Genomic DNA, 16724 nt, shown 5'->3' on the forward strand with positions numbered 1-16724 from the left:
GAAAGGCTGGGACCCCGAGGCGGGGACCCCGAGGGCGCCCAGCGGCGTCGGCGGCACCCGCGCCCCACGACGCACGGCTCCCCTCTCGTCCGGTAAGTCCCTTTCGCGGAGCACCCGTTGTCGGATCGCAACCGCACCGCCGCAACTACGTGCGCCCGCGACATGATCTTTGAACCCATGAGGATCACGACGCTGCGGATCACGACGCCGAGGATCACGACGCGCACATCGGTGGCGGCGGCCTGCGCGGCCCTGCTGCTCGCGGGCTGCTCCGGCGGCGGGTCCGGGCACGACGGGCAAGGGCCGGCCCGGCCGCCCGCGCCGCCCTCGGTGTCCAGCGAGCCGATCCCCGCGGGCAAGGGCAGCCACCTGCCCGACGACCTCAACGGCGACGGCCACCCGGAGCTGCTGGTGCCCGGGGGCGGCCCCGACCCGCAGACACCCGAGCGGCTGGCCGTCGTCTTCGGCTCGCGCCACGGCCTGGACCCCAGGACCCGGACGGTCCTCAACGCCACCAGCCTCGGGCTGCCCTTCGGCCACGTCGGCCACACCGACTACGGCAAGAACGCCGACCTGGGCTCCGGCGTCGTCCCCGCCGACCTGGACGGCGACGGCTACGCCGACCTCTCCACCACCTGGGGCGGCAAGCCCGACGGCGGCTCGGCAGGCGACGACTCCACCACCGAGGCGTACATCAGCTGGGGCACCCCCAAGGGCCCCCGCCCCGGCCGCAAGGCCACCCGGATCCAGCTGGGCGACCGCCGCGTCAACCTCGGACTCGGCCTGGAGCGGGGCGACTTCAACGGCGACGGCAAGCACGACCTGCTCGCCTACGCCGCCGACGAGGACGGCGACACGGAGCGGTTCTACGTCCTCTACGGCCCGTTCAGCCGCTCGGGCAAGCCCGCCAGGGTCACCCGGCACGGCGGGCTGCGGGACGCGGCCGACGACGAGGGCGTGGTCGTCGACGAGATCGCGCAGGGCCGGGCCACGAGCGTCGTGGCCCCCTCCTGCAACACCGGGAGCGAGGACGCCGACCTGCTGTTCGCGGCGGGGCCCTCGGGCCTCGGCCCGGCCCGCGAGCTCCCCGCGGGCGACCTGCCCGCCTGGGGCGACTTCGACGGCGACGGCCGCCGCGAACTGGCCGTCGCGAACGATCCGACCTGCGACTACTACGTCGAGGAGGAGTCCGGGCCCGACTGGCGGGCGCCCCGTGGGGCCGCGACCACGGTCAAGGTCCTCGACGGCACCCGGCTCTCCCGCACCGTCACCATCCCCAAGTCCGCCGCCCCCATGGCGACCGGAAACCTCGACGGCACCGGCCCCGACGAGCTCCTCATCGGCCACGGCGACCCCAAGGACACCCTGGAGGACCCGGCGGGCGGCTACACCACGCTCGGCGTGACGGTTCTGCCCGGCGCCCGCTCTCCGCACGCCCTGCCGCACGTTCCCCGCAACACCGCGCTCGACACGGTCCGGGACTTCGACGGCGACGGCCGCGACGAGGTCGTCCTCCGCAAGGGCGCGAAGGTGTACGTCATCGACGGCAGGTCACCCGGGCGGCCGCCTGTCCTCCTCGGGCGGTTCTGACGCCGCGAGCACCGACGGGCCGGCGACCGACGACCGGCCACCGGCTCCGGGCAGGGCTAGGGCCTGTCCGGCGGATCAGGCCGCATGATTCCGAGCTGTGCCGTCCGTCGCTGGTGAGCGGGCTGTGGTGCGTCGAGATGCAAGGCGGAGGAGGGCGACAACGCGGAGCGTTGGCAACCGACGACAACGCCGCAGATCGGCGTGGCACAGCCCGCGACCGCGGCAAGATCCGCCGGACAGGTCCTAGTCGACGCGTGAAAGCCGCGGCAGATGCAGGGACTTGGTGATCGCCGCGAGGCGCAGCGCGAGGACCAGCCCGGCGGCGGCGTACGTCGTGACGGTCGAGGACGCGCCCGCGAAGTGCAGGACCTGGTAGCAGGCGGCCCCGGCGAGGGCCGCGGTCGCGTAGACCTCTTCGCGCAGCAGCAGCGGCGGGAACTCGCCGCAGAGGACGTCGCGGATCACTTCGCCGGTCACGCCGGTGAGCACGGCGAGGATGATCACCGCGAGCGGGGTGACGTGCGCCTCGACGGCGGCCTGGGCACCCATGACGGTGACCACGGAGAGGCCGATGGCGTCCACCACCATCAGGCTGCGCTGCGGCAGCTCGCGGCGGCGCAGGTAGAGCATGGTGGCGACGCCGGTCACGGCGATGACCGTGAGCAGCTGCCAGTCGTGGGTCCAGTAGAGCGGGTGCCGGTCGAGGATCAGGTCGCGCAGGGTGCCGCCGGAGATGGAGGCGACGAAGGCGAGGACCAGGCCGCCGAACGGGTCCATGCGGGCGCGGTGCGCGGCGAGCACGCCACTGGCGGCGAAGGCGGCGATGCCCACCAGGTAGAGGGTGTGCAGCATCAGCCGGTGACCCCCTTCGCGACCTTCGTGACCTTCGTGACCTTCGTGAGCTGTGCGGGCTGCGGGGCCGTCGCGGTCCGCGCGGGCTTCACCGCCTTCACGGTCTTCGCGGCCCTCGTGGTCTTAGCGGCCCTCGTGGTCTTCGCCGTGCTCGTGCCGCGGCGGCGCAGCAGTCCGAGCACCCCGGCGGAGGCCAGCGCGGTCGCACCGAGAGCGGACGCGTCGAGGGCCGGGTCGGACGCGTCGGCGGGGCGCGCCTGGGCGTGGGCCATGGCGGCCCGGTCGTGCCCGTGCGGGGCCGCCGTTCCGTCGCCGGTGTGCAGCGCGAGTACCGCTGCGAAGGCGACGACTCCCGCGGCGACCAGCCACCACCAGGGGTTGCGCGCCATGTTCATGCCCTCAACGATCCGGGTCGGGCGCGGGCTCGCGCCATCGGCCGACCGGTCAGAACCGATCGGCCGAAAGGACCAGAAAGCCCAGGTCACGGGCGTCCGGACCCGGACCCGGGTCCGGACCCCGGGGAGCTCACTCCGCCCGCAGAAACGCGCTCGTCGACACCGTCCCCACCATCCGCAGCCGGGTGCGCCCCGCCAGGTGCCGGTCGGTGGCCTCCTGCACGCCCTGCCACTTGGCGTCGCCGTAGTCGTCCATGACCACGATCGCCCCGCTCGCGGCGATCTCCTCGGCCCACTCCAGGTCTCGGGCGACGCCCTGCGCCGAGTGGTCGCCGTCGATCACGATCACGCCGTAGCGCCGGTCGGAGAGTGCCGCGCGCACGTCGGGGTCCTCGGAGAAGCCGCGGTGCAGCCGCACCCGCTCGGCCCGCACGCCCGCGTACGCGAGGTTGGCGCGGATCACGTCCTCGGTGACGGGGGTCCCGGACGGGTCGTGCGTGATGGCCACGCCGGGCTGGAGCTGGACGGGGGCGATGGGGTCGACGATGGTCAGCCGGTAGCTGAGGCCGCGGCGCAGCAGCTGGCGGGTCATGCCGCCCGCGAACAGTCCGTACAGGGTGCCGATCTCCAGGAGGTCTCCGCCCGGTGGGTCGAGCAGCGGGGTGGTGGCGAGCTTGCCGAGGATGTTCGCGGTGGAGCCCGCGATGCGGCCGACGCCGCGTGACTCGAGTTCGACGAGGGTGCGGTATGCCTGCACGGTCTCGGCGTAGGCGCCGTCGCGGCCGGTGACGGCGGCGATGCGGGCGGCGAGCCGGTCGATGTCGGCGCGGCTCGGCATGCGGTGGCCCGCGCGCCCGTCCCGGCCGTAGAGCATGTCGAAGGAGTGCGGGCGCAGGTGGGCCTTGGTCAACTCCTCGCGGGTGGCGGTGAGTTCGCGGCGCAGGGCGGCGATCTCATGGCGGGCGGTGCGCAGTCGGCGGTCGATGCGCCGGTCGAGGAGGTCGAGGGCGGGCTGGAGGAGGCGGCGGCCGGAGCGGGCGCCGAGGGAGAGCGTCGTGGGCGTCGTGGGCGTCGTGGGCGTCGTGGTCATCGGGTTGCGGTTCCTTTGAGTCGGTCGAGGTGGTGGCGGGCGGCGGCGAGCAGCCGGGACGTGGGGGTGCTCGGGGGCGGGGCGCCGGGCAGGCCGAGGCTGCGCAGCCGGCGGCGTTTGAAGTACGGGGCGGTGGCGGCGTCCAGGCCGAGGCCGCCCTCGCTGTGCGCGGCGAGGAAGCGTTCGCCCTGTTCGCGCAGGTGGGCGCAGCGCTGGGGCTGCATGCAGTGGCCGACGGCCGCGAGCAGCGGTTCGACCTCGGCGCCGATGCGGGCCGGGGACAGGTCGATGGGCCCGACCGGGCGGCCTGCTGCGGTGTCGTGTTCCAGGTCGGGCAGGAGGGCGCGGGCGAGCGTCGCTGGGATGCGGTTGCTGTTCTCGTACGGGGTGAGGCGCTCCAGGAGCAGGTCGGTGCCGACGGTCGCGGTGGGCACCCGGTGGAGCACGGCGGTGGTCAGGAGCGCCGTGGAGAAGCAGCCGACGACGAGGGCCGGGCGCAGCCGTCGCACCAGGCTCTCGGCGAGTACGGGCGCCTCGCAGACGGTGAGCGTGATCCCGCTGTCGTCGGCGGCGCGGTGCAGGGCGCGGGTGACGGCGGGCGGGGCGGCGGGGTGCGGTTTGAAGACCGCCTGGCGGTGGCCGTGCGCGGCGGCGGCCCGCACCATGCGCGCGTACAGCTCGTGCTCCTCGGTCTCGGTGAGGATGCCGGTGGCGGCGAGGTACTGGCCGAGGATGAGCGCGGCGCCCTGCGGATACTCCCCCAATGACGGGGCGCAGAAGGCGAGTTCGTCGAGTACGGCGGTGAACTGGGCGTCCGGCACCGTCTCCGTCGGGATGTCGTGTTCGGACAGGAGCAGCGGCCACAGGCCGGGCACCAGGTCGGGGTGGAGGAGGCGGCGGATGCGGCCGTGCAGGGTGTGCGGCAGGGCGTTGCGGGTGGGCCCGTAGCTCATCAGGCCGTCCGCGTAGAGGTCGACGGGGCTGTCGGGGAAGAGCGCGGCGATGGCGCGGGCGGGTTCGGTCTGGATGGATTCCAGGACGAGTTCGACGGGCTCGTCGGCGTCGAGGAGCCAGGTGGTGCGCAGCAGCCGCTGCCAGGCGGGCACGTCCTGGGCGCGGGGCGACCAGGCGGCGGGGTGGTGCGGGTGGATGATCTCGTTCCAGTGCGCGACGCGGTCGAAGCGGGCCCGCAGCCGCTCGAAGCCGGGCAGCCGGGTCGGCGGCGGGATCACTTCGGGGTTGCCCGCGTTGTGGGTGACCAGCAGGATGCGCGGGCGGGCGCCGGCGCCGCCGAACAGGCCCGCGTCGAGGGCCGCGGCGAGGGTCGCGGCGCCGTAGCCGGTGGAGACGGCGAAGACCTGGCTCATGCGACGGCCTCCCGACGGGCGCTCGCCAGGCCCCGGTTGAGGACGCCGCGCACCCCGTACAGCGCGCGCAGCGCGGCGGCCCGGTCCGGCGGCAGGGTGCGCAGGGTCTCGCGCAGGGCGGCGCGCGGCAGCCGGTCGAGGGCCTCGCGGGCGCGCGCCGGGGTGCGGCGGGCCACGGCCGGGGCGCAGCGGTCCAGGGTGTGCAGCTGCGCGGCCATGATGGAGCAGTAGGTGCGGACGGCCTTGGGCAGCAACTCCTCGTACCGGGCGTCCTGTTGGAGCTGGTCGAGGAGCAGGTCGAAGGCGCGGAAGAAGTCGAGGCGGCGCTCGTCGCCGGTCTGGGTGAGGGAGCCGGGCAGTCCGCGCCGGTAGCGGACGCCGTCCAGGGGCACCACGGCGTAGCTGCGGGCCTGTCGGTGCAGGCGCCAGATCCAGGGCCGGTCCTCGGTCATGCGCAGCCCGGGGTCGAAGCGCAGCACGCCGCGTTCCAGCAGGGCCCGGTCGTAGATCCCGGCCCAGGCGTACGGGTAGTCGGTCATCGTGGTGCGGTCGGCGGGCAGGATGCCCGAGCGCGGGTCGAGGACCTGGTGGCGGCGCGGTTCGGGGGCCCGGTGCAGCACCCGTTTGCGGCCGGTGACCTGGACGTGGTCGGTGCGCACGAACTCGCAGGCGTAGCGCTCGATGGCGGCGACGAGCCGGTCCAGGTGGCCGGGGGCCAGCCAGTCGTCGCCGTCGAGGAAGGTGAGGTAGCGGCCGCGGGCCGCGTCGAGGCCGGTGTTGCGGGCGTCGGCGAGGCCCCGGTTCTCGGGGTGGCGCAGCACGACGCAGCCGGGCAGCCGCGGCCGGTGGTGCGCGATGACGTCGGGGGTGCGGTCGGTCGAGCAGTCGTCGACCAGGATGAACTCGTAGTCGGAGCGGGCGTTCAGGAGCAGGCTGCGCAGGGTCTCGGCCGCGTACGCCTGGACGTTGTGGAAGGGGACGACGACGGACAGCTTCACGTTCACGGGCAGCGACGCTAGGTGCTGGGCACCGCCCGGCACGCGAACGGGCACCCCCCGGGCACCGGCCCGACAATCGGCACGGCCCCCGGGGGTTCGCCGCCCGTTCACCCGTGGATCATGCCGCCCTCGCCGGGGTGCCGCCCGGCGCCCGCGCCCCGGTGGGCCAAGCCCACTAGTAGGGACGGCGGGGCGGCGAGGGGCCGGACACTCGCGCGGAGGACAGGTGCGCCGTACGGAGGTTGACGGACCGTGCGACGCGGGGGCTCCGGGGCCCGAACGGCCGTCGCTAGCCCGCCAGTTCGCCCAGCAGCTTCCAGGTGCGCAGCCGGGCCGCCTCGCCCGCCTCCTCCGTCCCGGCGAACACGACCTCCGTGGCCCCGGCGTCCCGGTAGCGGCGGATCTCGGCGGCGACGGTCTCCTCGTCGCCGATGACGGCCACGTCGACGGCGCGCTGCCCGCCGGAGAGTTCGATGGCGCGCGCGTACGACGGGATCTGCTCGTAGAAGGCGAGCTTCTCGGCGACCCGCGCGCGCACCGCGTCGGCGTCGTCGGTGACGACACCGTGGACGAGTGCGACGACGCGCGGCGCGGGCCGTCCGGCGGCCTCGGCGGCGGCGGTGAGGGCCGGGACGATGTGCTCGCCGAGCGCCTTGGGACCGGCGAGGTAGGGCAGGATGCCGTCGGCGAGCTCCCCGCTGACGCGCAGGGCCTGCGGGCCCATGGCGGCCACGAGCAGCGGCACGGGCGGCTCGGCGCCGGGCACGGTCGCGGGGAGGGGGGTGGCGGCGCGGATCAGCTCCCCCTCGAATTCGGTGGAGCCGGTGTTGATCAACTCCCTGAGCACGGTGAGGAATTCGCGCAGCCGCGCCACCGGCCGCTCGAAGGGCTCCCGGAAGGCGCCTTCGGCGATGAGCCGGGAGCCGAGGGCGAGCCCCAGGTGGTAGCGGCCGTGGGTGGCGGCCTGCGCGGTGAGGGCCTGGCTCGCGACGGTGAGCGGGTGGCGGCCGAAGACGGGGATCGCCGAGGTACCGACCTCCAGGCTCGGGACGGCGCGCCCGACGAGGGCCGCGAGCTGCGGCGAATCGGCGCCGAGGGTCTGCCCGAACCAGGCCGTGCGCAGCCCGGCGGCCGCGGCCTCCTCGGCCTGCCCGAGGACGGCGTCGATCTGGTTGGCGGTGCCCGCCGGGGCGTTGAGGGAAACTCCGACTGTCATGTCACCTCGCAACAGCGGGAGTTGGGGCGGCATTCCGGGACGCATGTGACAGTCGTGTTGCGCGCTGCCGTCAACCGCTCGTCAGGGTCATGCGGCCCGCCGGGCCTTCGACGGTGGCCGTGAGCGCGGGCTGCCGCGCCTGCCGTACGTCGAGACGGGCGCCGATCGCGCGCAGGTGGCGGGCCGTCGTGGCGGGGTCGGGATGGGCGCCGGTGAAGGCGAGCAGGTTCGCTGCGGGCAGGCCGCGGTCGCAGGGGTGCGCGGTGGCGCCCCAGTCGATGAGGAAGGGCAGCACGCCGGGGGCCGCGAACGCCACGCTCCAGCTGAGGAGTTCACCCTCGGGGGTGCGCCGGGACATGGGCTCGGCGTCGCCGGGGTCGTAGCCGTCGCGGCGGGCGGCGGCCACGAGTGCGGCGATGTCGTCGGTGCGGACCGCCCATGTCACCAGGGCGGGCCCGGTGAGGGCGTCGATGCCGAACAGGCGCGGCTGCGCGGGGGCGGGCTGCCCGGGGTCCGGGCCGACGATTTCGAGGTAGCGGCGACCGCCCAGGCCCAGCAGGTAGTTGCGGGTGCCGAGGCCCAGGTGCCGGCCGCCCTCGACGGGACGGACTCCGGTGCGGCGGTGCGTATCGGCCACCGTAGTCTGAAGATCAGGGGTGGCGTAGACGAGATGATCCAGTTCCGCGTCGGGCGTCTGCATGAGGGCATGAGATCACGCGACCACACCACCCCCACCGGCAGGGCCGGTGCGTTGCGCAACGACCAAGTACAGAAGGGGACTTCATGCCCGCGACACAGAAACAGCCATCCAGACGCGCCGACCGGGCGCTCTCGCTCGGCGCGCTGCCCGTGGCGGCGACGCTGCTCACCGGCGTCGTCGCGCTCTACATCGCGCTCGTCGCGTTCGGCAACATCACCGACTTCGACAGCAACCAGCAGTTCGTGCGTCACGTCCTCGCGATGGACACCACGTTCAAGGACGACGACCTGATGTGGCGGGCCATCGAGTCGACGGCGCTCCAGGACACGGCGTACGTCGCCATCATCGTCTGGGAGTCCCTGGCGGCCCTGGTCCTCATCTACGCGACCGTGCTGTGGGGCGGGGCGCTGCGCGGCGGCGACGCGCGCCGGGCGAGGCAGGTCGGCACGGTGGGCCTGTTGATGCTGCTGCTCCTGTTCGGCGCCGGGTTCATCGGCATCGGCGGCGAGTGGTTCGCCATGTGGCAGTCGAAGGACTGGAACGGGCTGGACGCCGCGACGCGCGTCATCACGCTCACCGGGATCGTGCTGCTGGTCACGCATCTGCCGTCGGCGACGGCGGTGGAGCGGCAGCGGGACTGACCGGGGCTGCCATGCCAGGTCAGGCCGAGAAGACGAGCAGGTCCCGGGCGGCATCCACCTGGTCCGGGGAGAGCTCGGTGTAGGCGATCACTTCGGCGGGTCCGGCGAAGCGGCCCAGTCGCTGTCGGACCCGTACCAGCTCTTCGGCGTCGTGCGCCGTCCAGCCGACGTGCTCGACGAGGACGGCGGCGGAAACCGCGTTCACGTCGACGAGCCCGCCGTCGTCGTAGGTACGGGGCAGGTCGGGCCGGCCGATGCGCAGATCGCGGGCCACCGCGGGATTCCCGGCCAGCATGGCGCGGGCCTCACGCCGTCGGGCCTCGCGGGCGACGGCGCCCTGCAGGGCCTGCCGGTTGGTGTCCTTGACCGTGGTCCCGTCGCGCAGCATCAGAAAGGCGACCACGGTGTGGACGAGGCCGCAGAACCAGACGGCGACGAGCAGCCAGACCCACGCGTTGTCGCTCTCGTCCTCCGGAATGAGGATCAGCGAGGCCAGCGCCCCGATCGCGTAGGCCGCCGCGCTCAGCCCGTGCGTCCACCGCCGGGTGCGCACGGCGAGCCATCCGAGGGGCAGCCAGGAGAGCAGGCCGACGGACAGCAGCGGCACAAGGCCCCACAGCAGCGCCCGCCCGGCGCGCGGCCGGTGCGGGGTCGGCAGGTCGGCGGAGGGCGCCAGATGCTGGGGCACGTCCTGGGTCAGGTTCTGGGTCATCTCCCTGGCAACCTATGCAACGCCCGCGGCCCTCGGTCCGGGACTTTGGTCCCGTGCCGCTCTCCGATGGACCTGATCCCGCCAGGTGGCATGCGGAATCCGGGTCGGACACGGCCTAGGCCGCGACCTCGAGTCCCGCCCCGGCGAAGCGCGCGCGAGCCGCCGCGAGGGCCGTGGGTGCGGGAGCCTTCGCGGGGACGGGCGGCGGCGTGAGGTTCAGCTCCTGGTAGGAGTCGCGGCGGCGGGGGCGGCAGGGGCGCACCTCCACCGGGCAGCCCAGCTCGGTGGCGAGGCGGGCGGCCGCGTCGACGGCGCCCGGTGCGTCCGTCACGCCCGGCACCAGCAGGTACGACAGCCGCAGCGGCACCCCGTGGGCGGCGGCGCGGCGGGCGAAGGCGAGGGCGGGCCCGGCCTTGCGGTGGTGCAGCGCCCAGCTGCTCCGCTCGTCGGGGGTGTGCAGGTCCAGGAAGACCTCGTCGGCGGCGTCGAGCACGGACAGGGGGAGCGACGCGGGGACCTGGCCCGAGGTGCGCAGGACGGTGCGCACCCCGGCGGCGCTGAACAGCGCGAGGGCGGACGCGGTGAACGCGGGCTGTGCGAGGGGTTCGCCGCCCGTGAGCTCCAGGCCCTGGCCGCCCCGGAGCTCGGGCAGCCGAGGAATCGCGCGCTGCAGCAGCTCGACGGCGGTCGGGCGCTGGGCACCGCCCCGGTGCCAGGTCTCGGGGTGCTCCCCGTAGGGGCAGCGCACCGGGTCGCCCGCCATCCGCACCGACATCAGCAGCCCGCGCTCGCGGTTCCGGGCGTCGTACAGGATGGAGTGGACGAACCCGGCCTCGCCGCGCGGCGGGCCGCCGGCTGCCGTCTCCCGGGCGGGTGCGCCGGGGTGCGCGGCGCGGCGGGGCAGGAACGGCATGGTGCCTCCAGACACGTGGGAACCGTGGGACGTCTTCGGGTCCACGTTCCAGTGTGCGCCGCGCCGCGCCGCGTGAACCGGTGCTACGGGCCCTGGTCGCCGGGACGTTGGGGGCCGTCGGCGCCGAGTCCTTCGGCCCCCGGTCGAGCCCGTGACCAGACCCTTGAGCGGGTCTGATCAGCCCTTCGTCCGCCACGTGCGCGTCTCGGTCAGGAGCTTGCGCAGCTGCGGGTCGCGGACCGACCGGGTCGGGTCCGTGGCGCGGACCGTGACCGTGTGCGGGCGGCCGTCGGCGGGCACGCCGAGCACGCGCGGGGTCGGGCGGGCCGCATCCCGGGCCGCCACGGACACCGGGTGACCGTCGACGTACCAGCGCAGGCGCACGCCCTCAGCCGCGCGCACGGCGAAGCGCTGGTCGCGGCCGACGGCGGAGCGGGTCGTGGGCGTGGCACCGGTGAGGACGGGCGCGTGCCGGTGGAAGCCCGCGATCATCGCTTCGCGCCCGGGCAGGTTGAACTCGCGCCCCAGCGTCCGCATGATCGAGTTCTCGGTCGGCCGGTTGAGCCCGTGCGCGTGGTAGCCACCGCCTTCGTACGCGCCGACGGCGCCGCCGTCCGGGGACGTCTGGCCGATCCAGCGGTACCACTTCTTCTGCTGCGCGCTCATGTCGGCGGCCGACAGCGTGCTGATGTTGGAGTCGCCGGGCTCCGGCCCGGTGTAGCTGCTGTCGTCGTACCAGTACTCGTCGGCGAGCTTGCCCAGGGAGTGGCCGGTCTCGTGGATGGCGACCTGGTCGGACTGTGCGTGGTCGGAGGAGGCGGTGGCGATGCCGTCGTAGCCGGAGGGCGAGGTGATGTCGTTGTAGCCCGCGCCGCCGTACTTGGTGGAGTTGGCCAGGACGATCACGAGGTCCGGGTCGGCGGCCTTCGACGCGTACGCCTCGACCTTGTTGGTGTCGACGCAGAGCAGCCGCTCGGTGTTGTCGCAGAAGAAGTACGAGCCGAGGGCGGTGTTCCTGCGGACGTCGGCCGTCGGGTCGCCGGAGACACCCGAGTCCCGCGAGACGGCGTCGACCGCCCACACGTTGAAGAGGTCCTTGTACGAGGCGTACGGCTCGACGGCGGCGACCTTCGCCCACTTGGCGCGCACGTCGGCGTGGAAGTCCTCCTGCTGCGAGGCGGTGTAGCCGTCGCCGACGAACACGACGTCGAGCTTGGATTCGACGGGGCCCTTCTGCACGATCGGGACGACGTCGCCGTCGCCCTTGATGGCGGTCTTCTCCTTCGCGGAGAGCGGGGCGGAGGCGGGGACTCGGGTGTGGCGGGGGTGGCCGTTCGGACCGGTGAAGTACTCGACGTTCTGGGTGGACCGGCCGCTCTGGCCGTCCGGCTCGTGGTCGGAGAGGCCGTCCGCGGCCGCGCCGGCGGTGGCGGCGAGGGCAGCGGCGGCGGTGAGGGCGAGGGCCAGGGCGGTGCGGGGTATCGAGGGCATGCGTCTGCGCATGGGTCCGTCCTTCCGGCTCAGGGCTGTAAGTGGGGGGTTAAACCGGGTTAAGCTGCGGCTCAACGTAGGGACTTGAGAGGGTTCCGGCAATGGTTCGGGCACAAGTGACCCTGGGGGCTGGTGAGTTCACGCCATCACGGGAACGGACGGGCACGACGGCCGGACGCACGCCACGCAGGGACGAAGGCGGTCAGGAACGTGACACCCACGAGCGGCGAGAAGCAGGACGCACGCGACACGCGACGGAACGGCCTACCGGCCGAGATCGGCCGCCGCGTCCTGCGCCTGCGCACCGAACGCGGGCTCACCCAGCGCGAGGTGGCCGAGCCCGCCTACACGCCCGCCTACGTGTCGACGCTGGAGTCCGGCAAGGTGCGCCCCTCGGAGGCGGCCCTCCGCCACCTCGCCGAGCGCCTCGGCGTCGACTACGAGGAGCTGGCCACGGGCCGCCCCGCCCATGTCGCCGCCGAGCTCCGCCTGCGCCTCACGGACGCGCGCCGCGCACTCGCGACGGGCGCGCCCGAGGACGCGGCCGCACTCTTCCGCTCACTGCACGCGGAGGCCGTCGAGCAGGACCTGGCCCCCGAACAGGCCGCCGCACTCCTCGGGTTGGCCGACTGCCTCCTGGAGTCGGGCGAACTCACCGAGGCCCGCGCCCACTTCGCGGCCGTGGAACGCCTCCTGTCGGACGAGCCGCTCCCCCACCGGGTCCCCGCCATCCGCGGCCGCGCCACGGCCCACCTCCTCGCCGGTGAACTCCGCTACGCCTGCTACCTGTTGGAGTCCACCCTCGACGAGCTCAACGTCTCGGGCCTGCACGACCCGGACGCACTGCTCCTCCTCTATACGGCGTCCATCGCGCCGTACATGGACATGGGCGCCCACGCCCGTGCCGCGCACGCCGCGGAGCTGGCCCTCGCTCTCGCGCCGGGCGTCAGCGACCCGGCCCTGGTCGCCTCGATGCACCGCGGGGTGGCCCGCACCCTCATCGCGGCGGGCCGCATCACCGAGGCCGACGCGTCCCTCGCCAAGGCCCAGGAGCTCTACCAGCAGCTGCACATCCGCACGGAGCTCGCCCACTGCCACTGGATGCGCGGCTATGTGCACGCCCAGGACGGCGATCTGGACCGCGCCGAACGGGAGTTGCGCACGGCCCACGACATGCTGGCGTCCAAGCGGGCGGCCCTGTTCACGGAGCAGGTGGCGGTCGAGCTGGCGGACGTCCTGCGGCGCCGGGGCAGGACGGAGGAGGCCCGCGGGCTGCTGCGGCCTCTCCTGACGTCCGAAGGCCAAGAGGCCGAGACGGACCGAGAAGGCCGAGACCCGCAAAGCACCGGCGGGGCGAAGGGCCGCGCGACCGGTGGCGCCCTGCACGCCGGCCGCGGTGCCGTGCACGCGGGCGGGGCGCATCGGCTCCTCGGCCTCATCGCCGAGGACGACGGCGACACGGAGGCGGCCGAGCGCCACTACCGCGCCGCCCTCACCCTGCTCCACCGCACCAGCGCGGCCGGCGACCTGGCGGACCTGTGCCGCCTCCTGGGCGACCTGCTGCGTCGCACCGGCCGGGTGGAGGACGCCCTGGACGCCTACCGCACGGGCCTCGGCCACCGGGCCGCCCCGGGCACGACGACGCTGGGGCCCGCGCCCGCGGCACCGCCGATGGGAGATCTCCCGAAACTCCCGGAACCCCCGGAACTCTCGGAACTCCCGGATCCCCCAGGACGCGCAGCTCCCCCAGATTCCCTGTAGGGACCAAAGACCCCCCAAGGACGGGACCTTGGTGTCGTGACGCGTTACCCCGGGTTCGTGAGGCTGATCGGGACAAGGTGAGCCGAGCCGAAGGAGTCGTCGCTCATGGAACCCGGCGCTGATCAGTGGCGCTCCCGCGGGGCGTGTGCCGCGGCCGACCCGGAAATCTTCTTCCCCGCGGGCTCGGGCAGCGCCGTGGTGGTGCAGACGGACCGGGCCAAGCGCATCTGCGAGTCCTGCGACGTGGTGGAGACCTGCCTGTGGTGGGCGATGGTCACCGCGCAGCCGCACGGCATCTGGGGCGGGCTCACCGAGCGCGAGCGACGCGAGATGGCCTGACGGCGCCGGCGGCAGGCCCTCAGCGGTCCGGCCCGGCGCGTCAGCGAGCCTGCCCGGCGCGTCAGCGGGCCTGCTCCGCCACCTCCAGGATCAGCTCCGCCACCTTCTCGGGCACGCGCAGCGTCGGGAAGTGGTCGCTGTCCGGCAGCCGCACCAGCCGGCAGCCGGGGATGCGGGCGGCCATCTCCTCGTTGCAGCGCACCACTTCGGGCTGGTCCTGCTCGCCGAGCGCCAGGACGCACGGCGTGCTCAGCTCGCCCAGGCGCTCGAAGACGGGGGCGTCGGGCACCTGGTGCGGGTGGTTGGCGAACCAGCCGCGGACCGCCGTCCGGAGCTGGCCGACCGCCACGGCGTCCTCACCCTGGCCCGCCCTGCCCCAGGCGCGCATGCCGAGGTCCACGATGCCGTCCATGTCGCCCGCCGTGCCGAGGCGCTCCAGCTCGGACATGAACTCCGCCGAGGTCAGCTCCGCGTAGCCGGTGACGCCGGGCACGAAGAGGGCGAGCCCGGCCACCCGCACGGGAGCGTCCACCGCGAGGTTCAGCGCGGTGGCGCCGCCCATGCTGGAGCCGACCACGACGGCGCGGGCGAGCGAGAAGTGGTCGAGGACCGCGATCAGGTCCTCGACCAGGGAGTAGCGGGTGGTGGGCGCGGGAGAGCGCCCATAGCCGCGTACGTCGTAGCGGATCACGCGGTGACGCGCGGTCAGGTACGGCAGCACCGGATCCCACAGGGTGGAGTCGCCCACCCCCGGGTGCAGCAGGACCAGCGGGCTGCCGTCGCCGCCCGAGTCGTCCGCCCAGAGTTCGCCGTCCTTGACCGTCACCGTCGTCTCCATGGCGCGAGTCTGCTGGGGATGCCGGCGGATCGCCAGCCCCTACTCGGCCACACGCTGCGGCTTCGTGCCCCGACCGCCTCCCCCGGCCGCCGTCGACCGGACCGCACGCCTTCCTCGACCGGACCTCACACCTCCGCCAGGTTGTCCCGCGCCGGATGCGTGTGCGCCGCCGGGCCGCGCGCGAACGTGCGGAGCAGGTTCTCGGTGACCCGGCGGGTCAGCGCGCCCGCGCGGGCGTCGAGGCCGTGGTTGGCGCCGGTGCTCCCGTCGCCGTGCGCGTCGAGCGCCTCCACCCAGCGCATGGTGCCGGACGCGAAGACGCCCGCGCCGCCCGGGAGCGTGTAGTAGGCGCTGTTCTGGTGGCTGGGGCGGCCCGCGCACATCACGGGCGAGTGGGCGAGGATCTCCATCGGCCTGGGGGTGGGGAAGTCGGTGTTGACCTTGTCGTACTCGACGCCGACGAGGTGCGGGAAGCTGTCGCCCGCCGCGACCCCGGTGCCTTCGAAGAGCCAGTGCCCGGGGTGGGTGACCACGTAGGGGGCGTCCACGGGATAGCCGTCGTAGATCACGCCGAGGAGGTCGCTCTCCGGGGCCGCGCCCGGCCCGGCGCGGAAGTCCACGGTGGCGGGCTGGCCGCGCCGGAACCCGGGGTCCTGCGCGTAGGCGCTCTTGTAGCAGACCACGGTGCGGTCGGGGCCGAGCTCGGTGTCCTCCAGGCGGATGCGCCGGTAGCAGCAATTGGCGCCCAGGATCGCCAGGTTGGTGCCCGCGTCCCGGGCGGCGGTGATGTGCGCGCGCTGCTCGGGCGACCAGTACTCGTCGTGCCCGAGGGAGACGACGGTGGTGGCGCCCTTCAACAGGTGGCGCTCGCGGGCCACATCGACGGTGGTGGTGTACGCGAGGGGCAGCCCGAGCCGCTCGGCCAGGGCGATGAGCGGAGCCTCGTACACGAGGAAGAGGCCCGCGCCCTTCTCGTAGCGGTAGGGCCGGTCGAAGGTGACGGCGAGGGAGCGCGAACCGTAGTGCCCGGACTCGCCGACGTAACTGTCGTATCCGCCCCAGCGGTTGTACGCCTGCCAGGTGGTGACGGCGTTGACGAGGACGGTCCGCCCGGTGGTGGCCGCCGACCGCACGGTGACCGGCACATAGCGCTGCCCGGCCGTGCCGTGCGCACCCCTCGTCGTCGCGCGCGCACCCCTCGCCGTCGCGCTCGCGTCGATCGCGTCGAGCCGGAGCAGGTAGCTGCCTTCGGGCCAGCCGGTGGTGTCCACGTCCAGGGTGCGCGGCCAGCGGGTGCGCACCGTGCGGGTCCGCTCGTCGAATTCGGGGCCCGGCTGCCGGGTGCCGCGCACGGCCTCCGAACGCCACACGAGGCGGGCGCGCGCCCCGCCGTACCAGCCCATGCGGTACGCGGACACGGTGAACCGGGCGGCGACGGTGGACACATGGAGTCCGAACGACTCCCCCGGCAGCACGCTGACCCGGTCCGCGTATCCCTCGATGGCGTGCGCGGGACCGGTCGTGGTGATGCGCCAATCGGCGTTGCCCGGACGGGAGTTCTCGGCGCGGGTGTCGAGCGGGCCGGGCCGGGGGTGGTCGGCCCGCCCGTTCGCGATCCGGGCGGCGGCGGGGCCACCGCGGCCGCCGGCGTCCTGGTCCGCGCAGCCGGCGAGCGCGGCGGCCCCGGCGGCCGCCCCCGTCGTCAGCGTCAGAAACTGTCGCCTGCCTGTGTCTTCTCCGCCGGACGAGGGCGCGTGGTGCGTCATGGCGGCACGCTAGGTCACCGACGCGAGGATCCAGGGAAGATCCGCTACGTGGCGG

16 protein-coding genes are annotated in these 16724 nt (G+C 74.2%); 4 read left to right on the plus strand and 12 right to left on the minus strand.

Annotated features, from left to right (window positions below):
- Window positions 1–177 precede the first annotated feature (177 nt).
- Window positions 178–1590, plus strand: coding sequence for a hypothetical protein (locus ACFWYM_RS40665; protein ID WP_384849311.1), 1413 nt, complete (start codon window positions 178–180; stop codon window positions 1588–1590).
- A 243-nt stretch (window positions 1591–1833) separates the two neighbouring features.
- On the opposite strand, the gene ACFWYM_RS40670 is transcribed toward ACFWYM_RS40665, so the two are convergent.
- The 7 genes from ACFWYM_RS40670 to ACFWYM_RS40700 all read right to left on the minus strand — a co-directional run bounded on the left by ACFWYM_RS40670 (window position 1834) and on the right by ACFWYM_RS40700 (window position 8208).
- Complete coding sequence (locus ACFWYM_RS40670) at window positions 1834–2442, minus strand: trimeric intracellular cation channel family protein (RefSeq protein ID WP_384849314.1); 609 nt, start codon at window positions 2440–2442, stop codon at window positions 1834–1836.
- A complete protein-coding gene (locus ACFWYM_RS40675) occupies window positions 2442–2837 on the minus strand; it encodes a hypothetical protein (RefSeq protein ID WP_384849317.1) in 396 nt (131 codons plus the stop codon). Before ACFWYM_RS40675 ends, ACFWYM_RS40670 begins: the two co-directional genes overlap by 1 nt.
- A gap of 130 nt (window positions 2838–2967) precedes the next feature.
- Window positions 2968–3927 (minus strand): class I SAM-dependent methyltransferase, encoded by a 960-nt coding sequence (locus tag ACFWYM_RS40680; RefSeq protein WP_384849320.1) that lies wholly within the window; start codon window positions 3925–3927, stop codon window positions 2968–2970.
- Complete coding sequence (locus ACFWYM_RS40685; RefSeq protein ID WP_384849323.1) at window positions 3924–5294, minus strand: polysialyltransferase family glycosyltransferase; 1371 nt, start codon at window positions 5292–5294, stop codon at window positions 3924–3926. Before ACFWYM_RS40685 ends, ACFWYM_RS40680 begins: the two co-directional genes overlap by 4 nt.
- A complete protein-coding gene (locus ACFWYM_RS40690) occupies window positions 5291–6304 on the minus strand; it encodes a glycosyltransferase family 2 protein (protein ID WP_384849426.1) in 1014 nt (337 codons plus the stop codon). The genes ACFWYM_RS40685 and ACFWYM_RS40690 overlap by 4 nt, the downstream gene beginning before the upstream one ends.
- Window positions 6305–6581: 277 nt before the next feature.
- Window positions 6582–7508 (minus strand): TIGR03564 family F420-dependent LLM class oxidoreductase, encoded by a 927-nt coding sequence (locus ACFWYM_RS40695; RefSeq protein ID WP_384849326.1) that lies wholly within the window; start codon window positions 7506–7508, stop codon window positions 6582–6584.
- A 70-nt stretch (window positions 7509–7578) separates the two neighbouring features.
- Complete coding sequence (locus tag ACFWYM_RS40700; RefSeq protein WP_384849329.1) at window positions 7579–8208, minus strand: VOC family protein; 630 nt, start codon at window positions 8206–8208, stop codon at window positions 7579–7581.
- Window positions 8209–8291: 83 nt separating this feature from the next.
- Here ACFWYM_RS40700 and ACFWYM_RS40705 point away from each other — a divergent pair, with 83 nt between their 5' ends.
- Entirely contained in the window at window positions 8292–8849 is a 558-nt protein-coding gene (locus ACFWYM_RS40705; RefSeq protein WP_384849332.1) for a DUF2165 domain-containing protein, read from the plus strand.
- 19 nt (window positions 8850–8868) lie between these two features.
- Here the strand turns inward: ACFWYM_RS40705 and ACFWYM_RS40710 are convergent, their stop codons facing one another.
- The 3 genes from ACFWYM_RS40710 to ACFWYM_RS40720 all read right to left on the minus strand — a co-directional run bounded on the left by ACFWYM_RS40710 (window position 8869) and on the right by ACFWYM_RS40720 (window position 11977).
- The gene (locus ACFWYM_RS40710) at window positions 8869–9561 is read right to left on the minus strand and encodes a hypothetical protein (RefSeq protein ID WP_384849335.1); all 693 of its coding nucleotides are present in this window, start codon (window positions 9559–9561) and stop codon (window positions 8869–8871) included.
- A gap of 115 nt (window positions 9562–9676) precedes the next feature.
- Entirely contained in the window at window positions 9677–10489 is an 813-nt protein-coding gene (locus tag ACFWYM_RS40715) for a radical SAM protein (RefSeq protein ID WP_384849338.1), read from the minus strand.
- Window positions 10490–10651: 162 nt separating this feature from the next.
- Window positions 10652–11977: a M64 family metallopeptidase gene (locus tag ACFWYM_RS40720; protein WP_384849340.1), complete on the minus strand. Its 1326-nt coding sequence runs from the start codon at window positions 11975–11977 to the stop codon at window positions 10652–10654.
- A gap of 198 nt (window positions 11978–12175) precedes the next feature.
- On the opposite strand from ACFWYM_RS40720, the gene ACFWYM_RS40725 reads away from it, so the two are divergent.
- A complete protein-coding gene (locus ACFWYM_RS40725) occupies window positions 12176–13726 on the plus strand; it encodes a tetratricopeptide repeat protein (protein WP_384849343.1) in 1551 nt (516 codons plus the stop codon).
- A 105-nt stretch (window positions 13727–13831) separates the two neighbouring features.
- A complete protein-coding gene (locus tag ACFWYM_RS40730; RefSeq protein WP_384849346.1) occupies window positions 13832–14065 on the plus strand; it encodes a WhiB family transcriptional regulator in 234 nt (77 codons plus the stop codon).
- Between the two features lie 61 nt (window positions 14066–14126).
- On the opposite strand, the gene ACFWYM_RS40735 is transcribed toward ACFWYM_RS40730, so the two are convergent.
- Together ACFWYM_RS40735 and ACFWYM_RS40740 are read right to left on the minus strand one after the other, a co-directional pair.
- Window positions 14127–14903, minus strand: coding sequence for an alpha/beta fold hydrolase (locus tag ACFWYM_RS40735; RefSeq protein ID WP_384849349.1), 777 nt, complete (start codon window positions 14901–14903; stop codon window positions 14127–14129).
- Window positions 14904–15028: 125 nt separating this feature from the next.
- Window positions 15029–16669 carry a N,N-dimethylformamidase beta subunit family domain-containing protein gene (locus tag ACFWYM_RS40740; RefSeq protein ID WP_384849352.1) on the minus strand — a complete coding sequence of 547 codons (1641 nt, stop codon included), beginning with the start codon at window positions 16667–16669 and terminating at the stop codon, window positions 15029–15031.
- Between the last annotated feature and the right edge of the window lie 55 nt (window positions 16670–16724).

It is taken from the genome of Streptomyces sp. NPDC059009, assembly GCF_042740175.1.
Classification (GTDB): domain Bacteria; phylum Actinomycetota; class Actinomycetes; order Streptomycetales; family Streptomycetaceae; genus Streptomyces.

Bases quoted from the DNA above. Each gene is read 5' to 3' on its own strand.
- ACFWYM_RS40685 (WP_384849323.1), bottom strand. From the start codon at position 5,294: ATGAGCCAGGTCTTCGCCGTCTCCACCGGCTACGGCGCCGCGACCCTC.
- ACFWYM_RS40730 (WP_384849346.1), top strand. From the start codon at position 13,832: ATGGAACCCGGCGCTGATCAGTGGCGCTCCCGCGGGGCGTGTGCCGCG.
- ACFWYM_RS40665 (WP_384849311.1), top strand. From the start codon at position 178: ATGAGGATCACGACGCTGCGGATCACGACGCCGAGGATCACGACGCGC.
- ACFWYM_RS40695 (WP_384849326.1), bottom strand. From the start codon at position 7,508: ATGACAGTCGGAGTTTCCCTCAACGCCCCGGCGGGCACCGCCAACCAG.
- ACFWYM_RS40670 (WP_384849314.1), bottom strand. From the start codon at position 2,442: ATGCTGCACACCCTCTACCTGGTGGGCATCGCCGCCTTCGCCGCCAGT.
- ACFWYM_RS40740 (WP_384849352.1), bottom strand. From the start codon at position 16,669: ATGACGCACCACGCGCCCTCGTCCGGCGGAGAAGACACAGGCAGGCGA.
- ACFWYM_RS40710 (WP_384849335.1), bottom strand. From the start codon at position 9,561: ATGACCCAGAACCTGACCCAGGACGTGCCCCAGCATCTGGCGCCCTCC.
- ACFWYM_RS40700 (WP_384849329.1), bottom strand. From the start codon at position 8,208: ATGCAGACGCCCGACGCGGAACTGGATCATCTCGTCTACGCCACCCCT.
- ACFWYM_RS40705 (WP_384849332.1), top strand. From the start codon at position 8,292: ATGCCCGCGACACAGAAACAGCCATCCAGACGCGCCGACCGGGCGCTC.
- ACFWYM_RS40720 (WP_384849340.1), bottom strand. From the start codon at position 11,977: ATGCGCAGACGCATGCCCTCGATACCCCGCACCGCCCTGGCCCTCGCC.
- ACFWYM_RS40675 (WP_384849317.1), bottom strand. From the start codon at position 2,837: ATGAACATGGCGCGCAACCCCTGGTGGTGGCTGGTCGCCGCGGGAGTC.
- ACFWYM_RS40735 (WP_384849349.1), bottom strand. From the start codon at position 14,903: ATGGAGACGACGGTGACGGTCAAGGACGGCGAACTCTGGGCGGACGAC.
- ACFWYM_RS40680 (WP_384849320.1), bottom strand. From the start codon at position 3,927: ATGACCACGACGCCCACGACGCCCACGACGCCCACGACGCTCTCCCTC.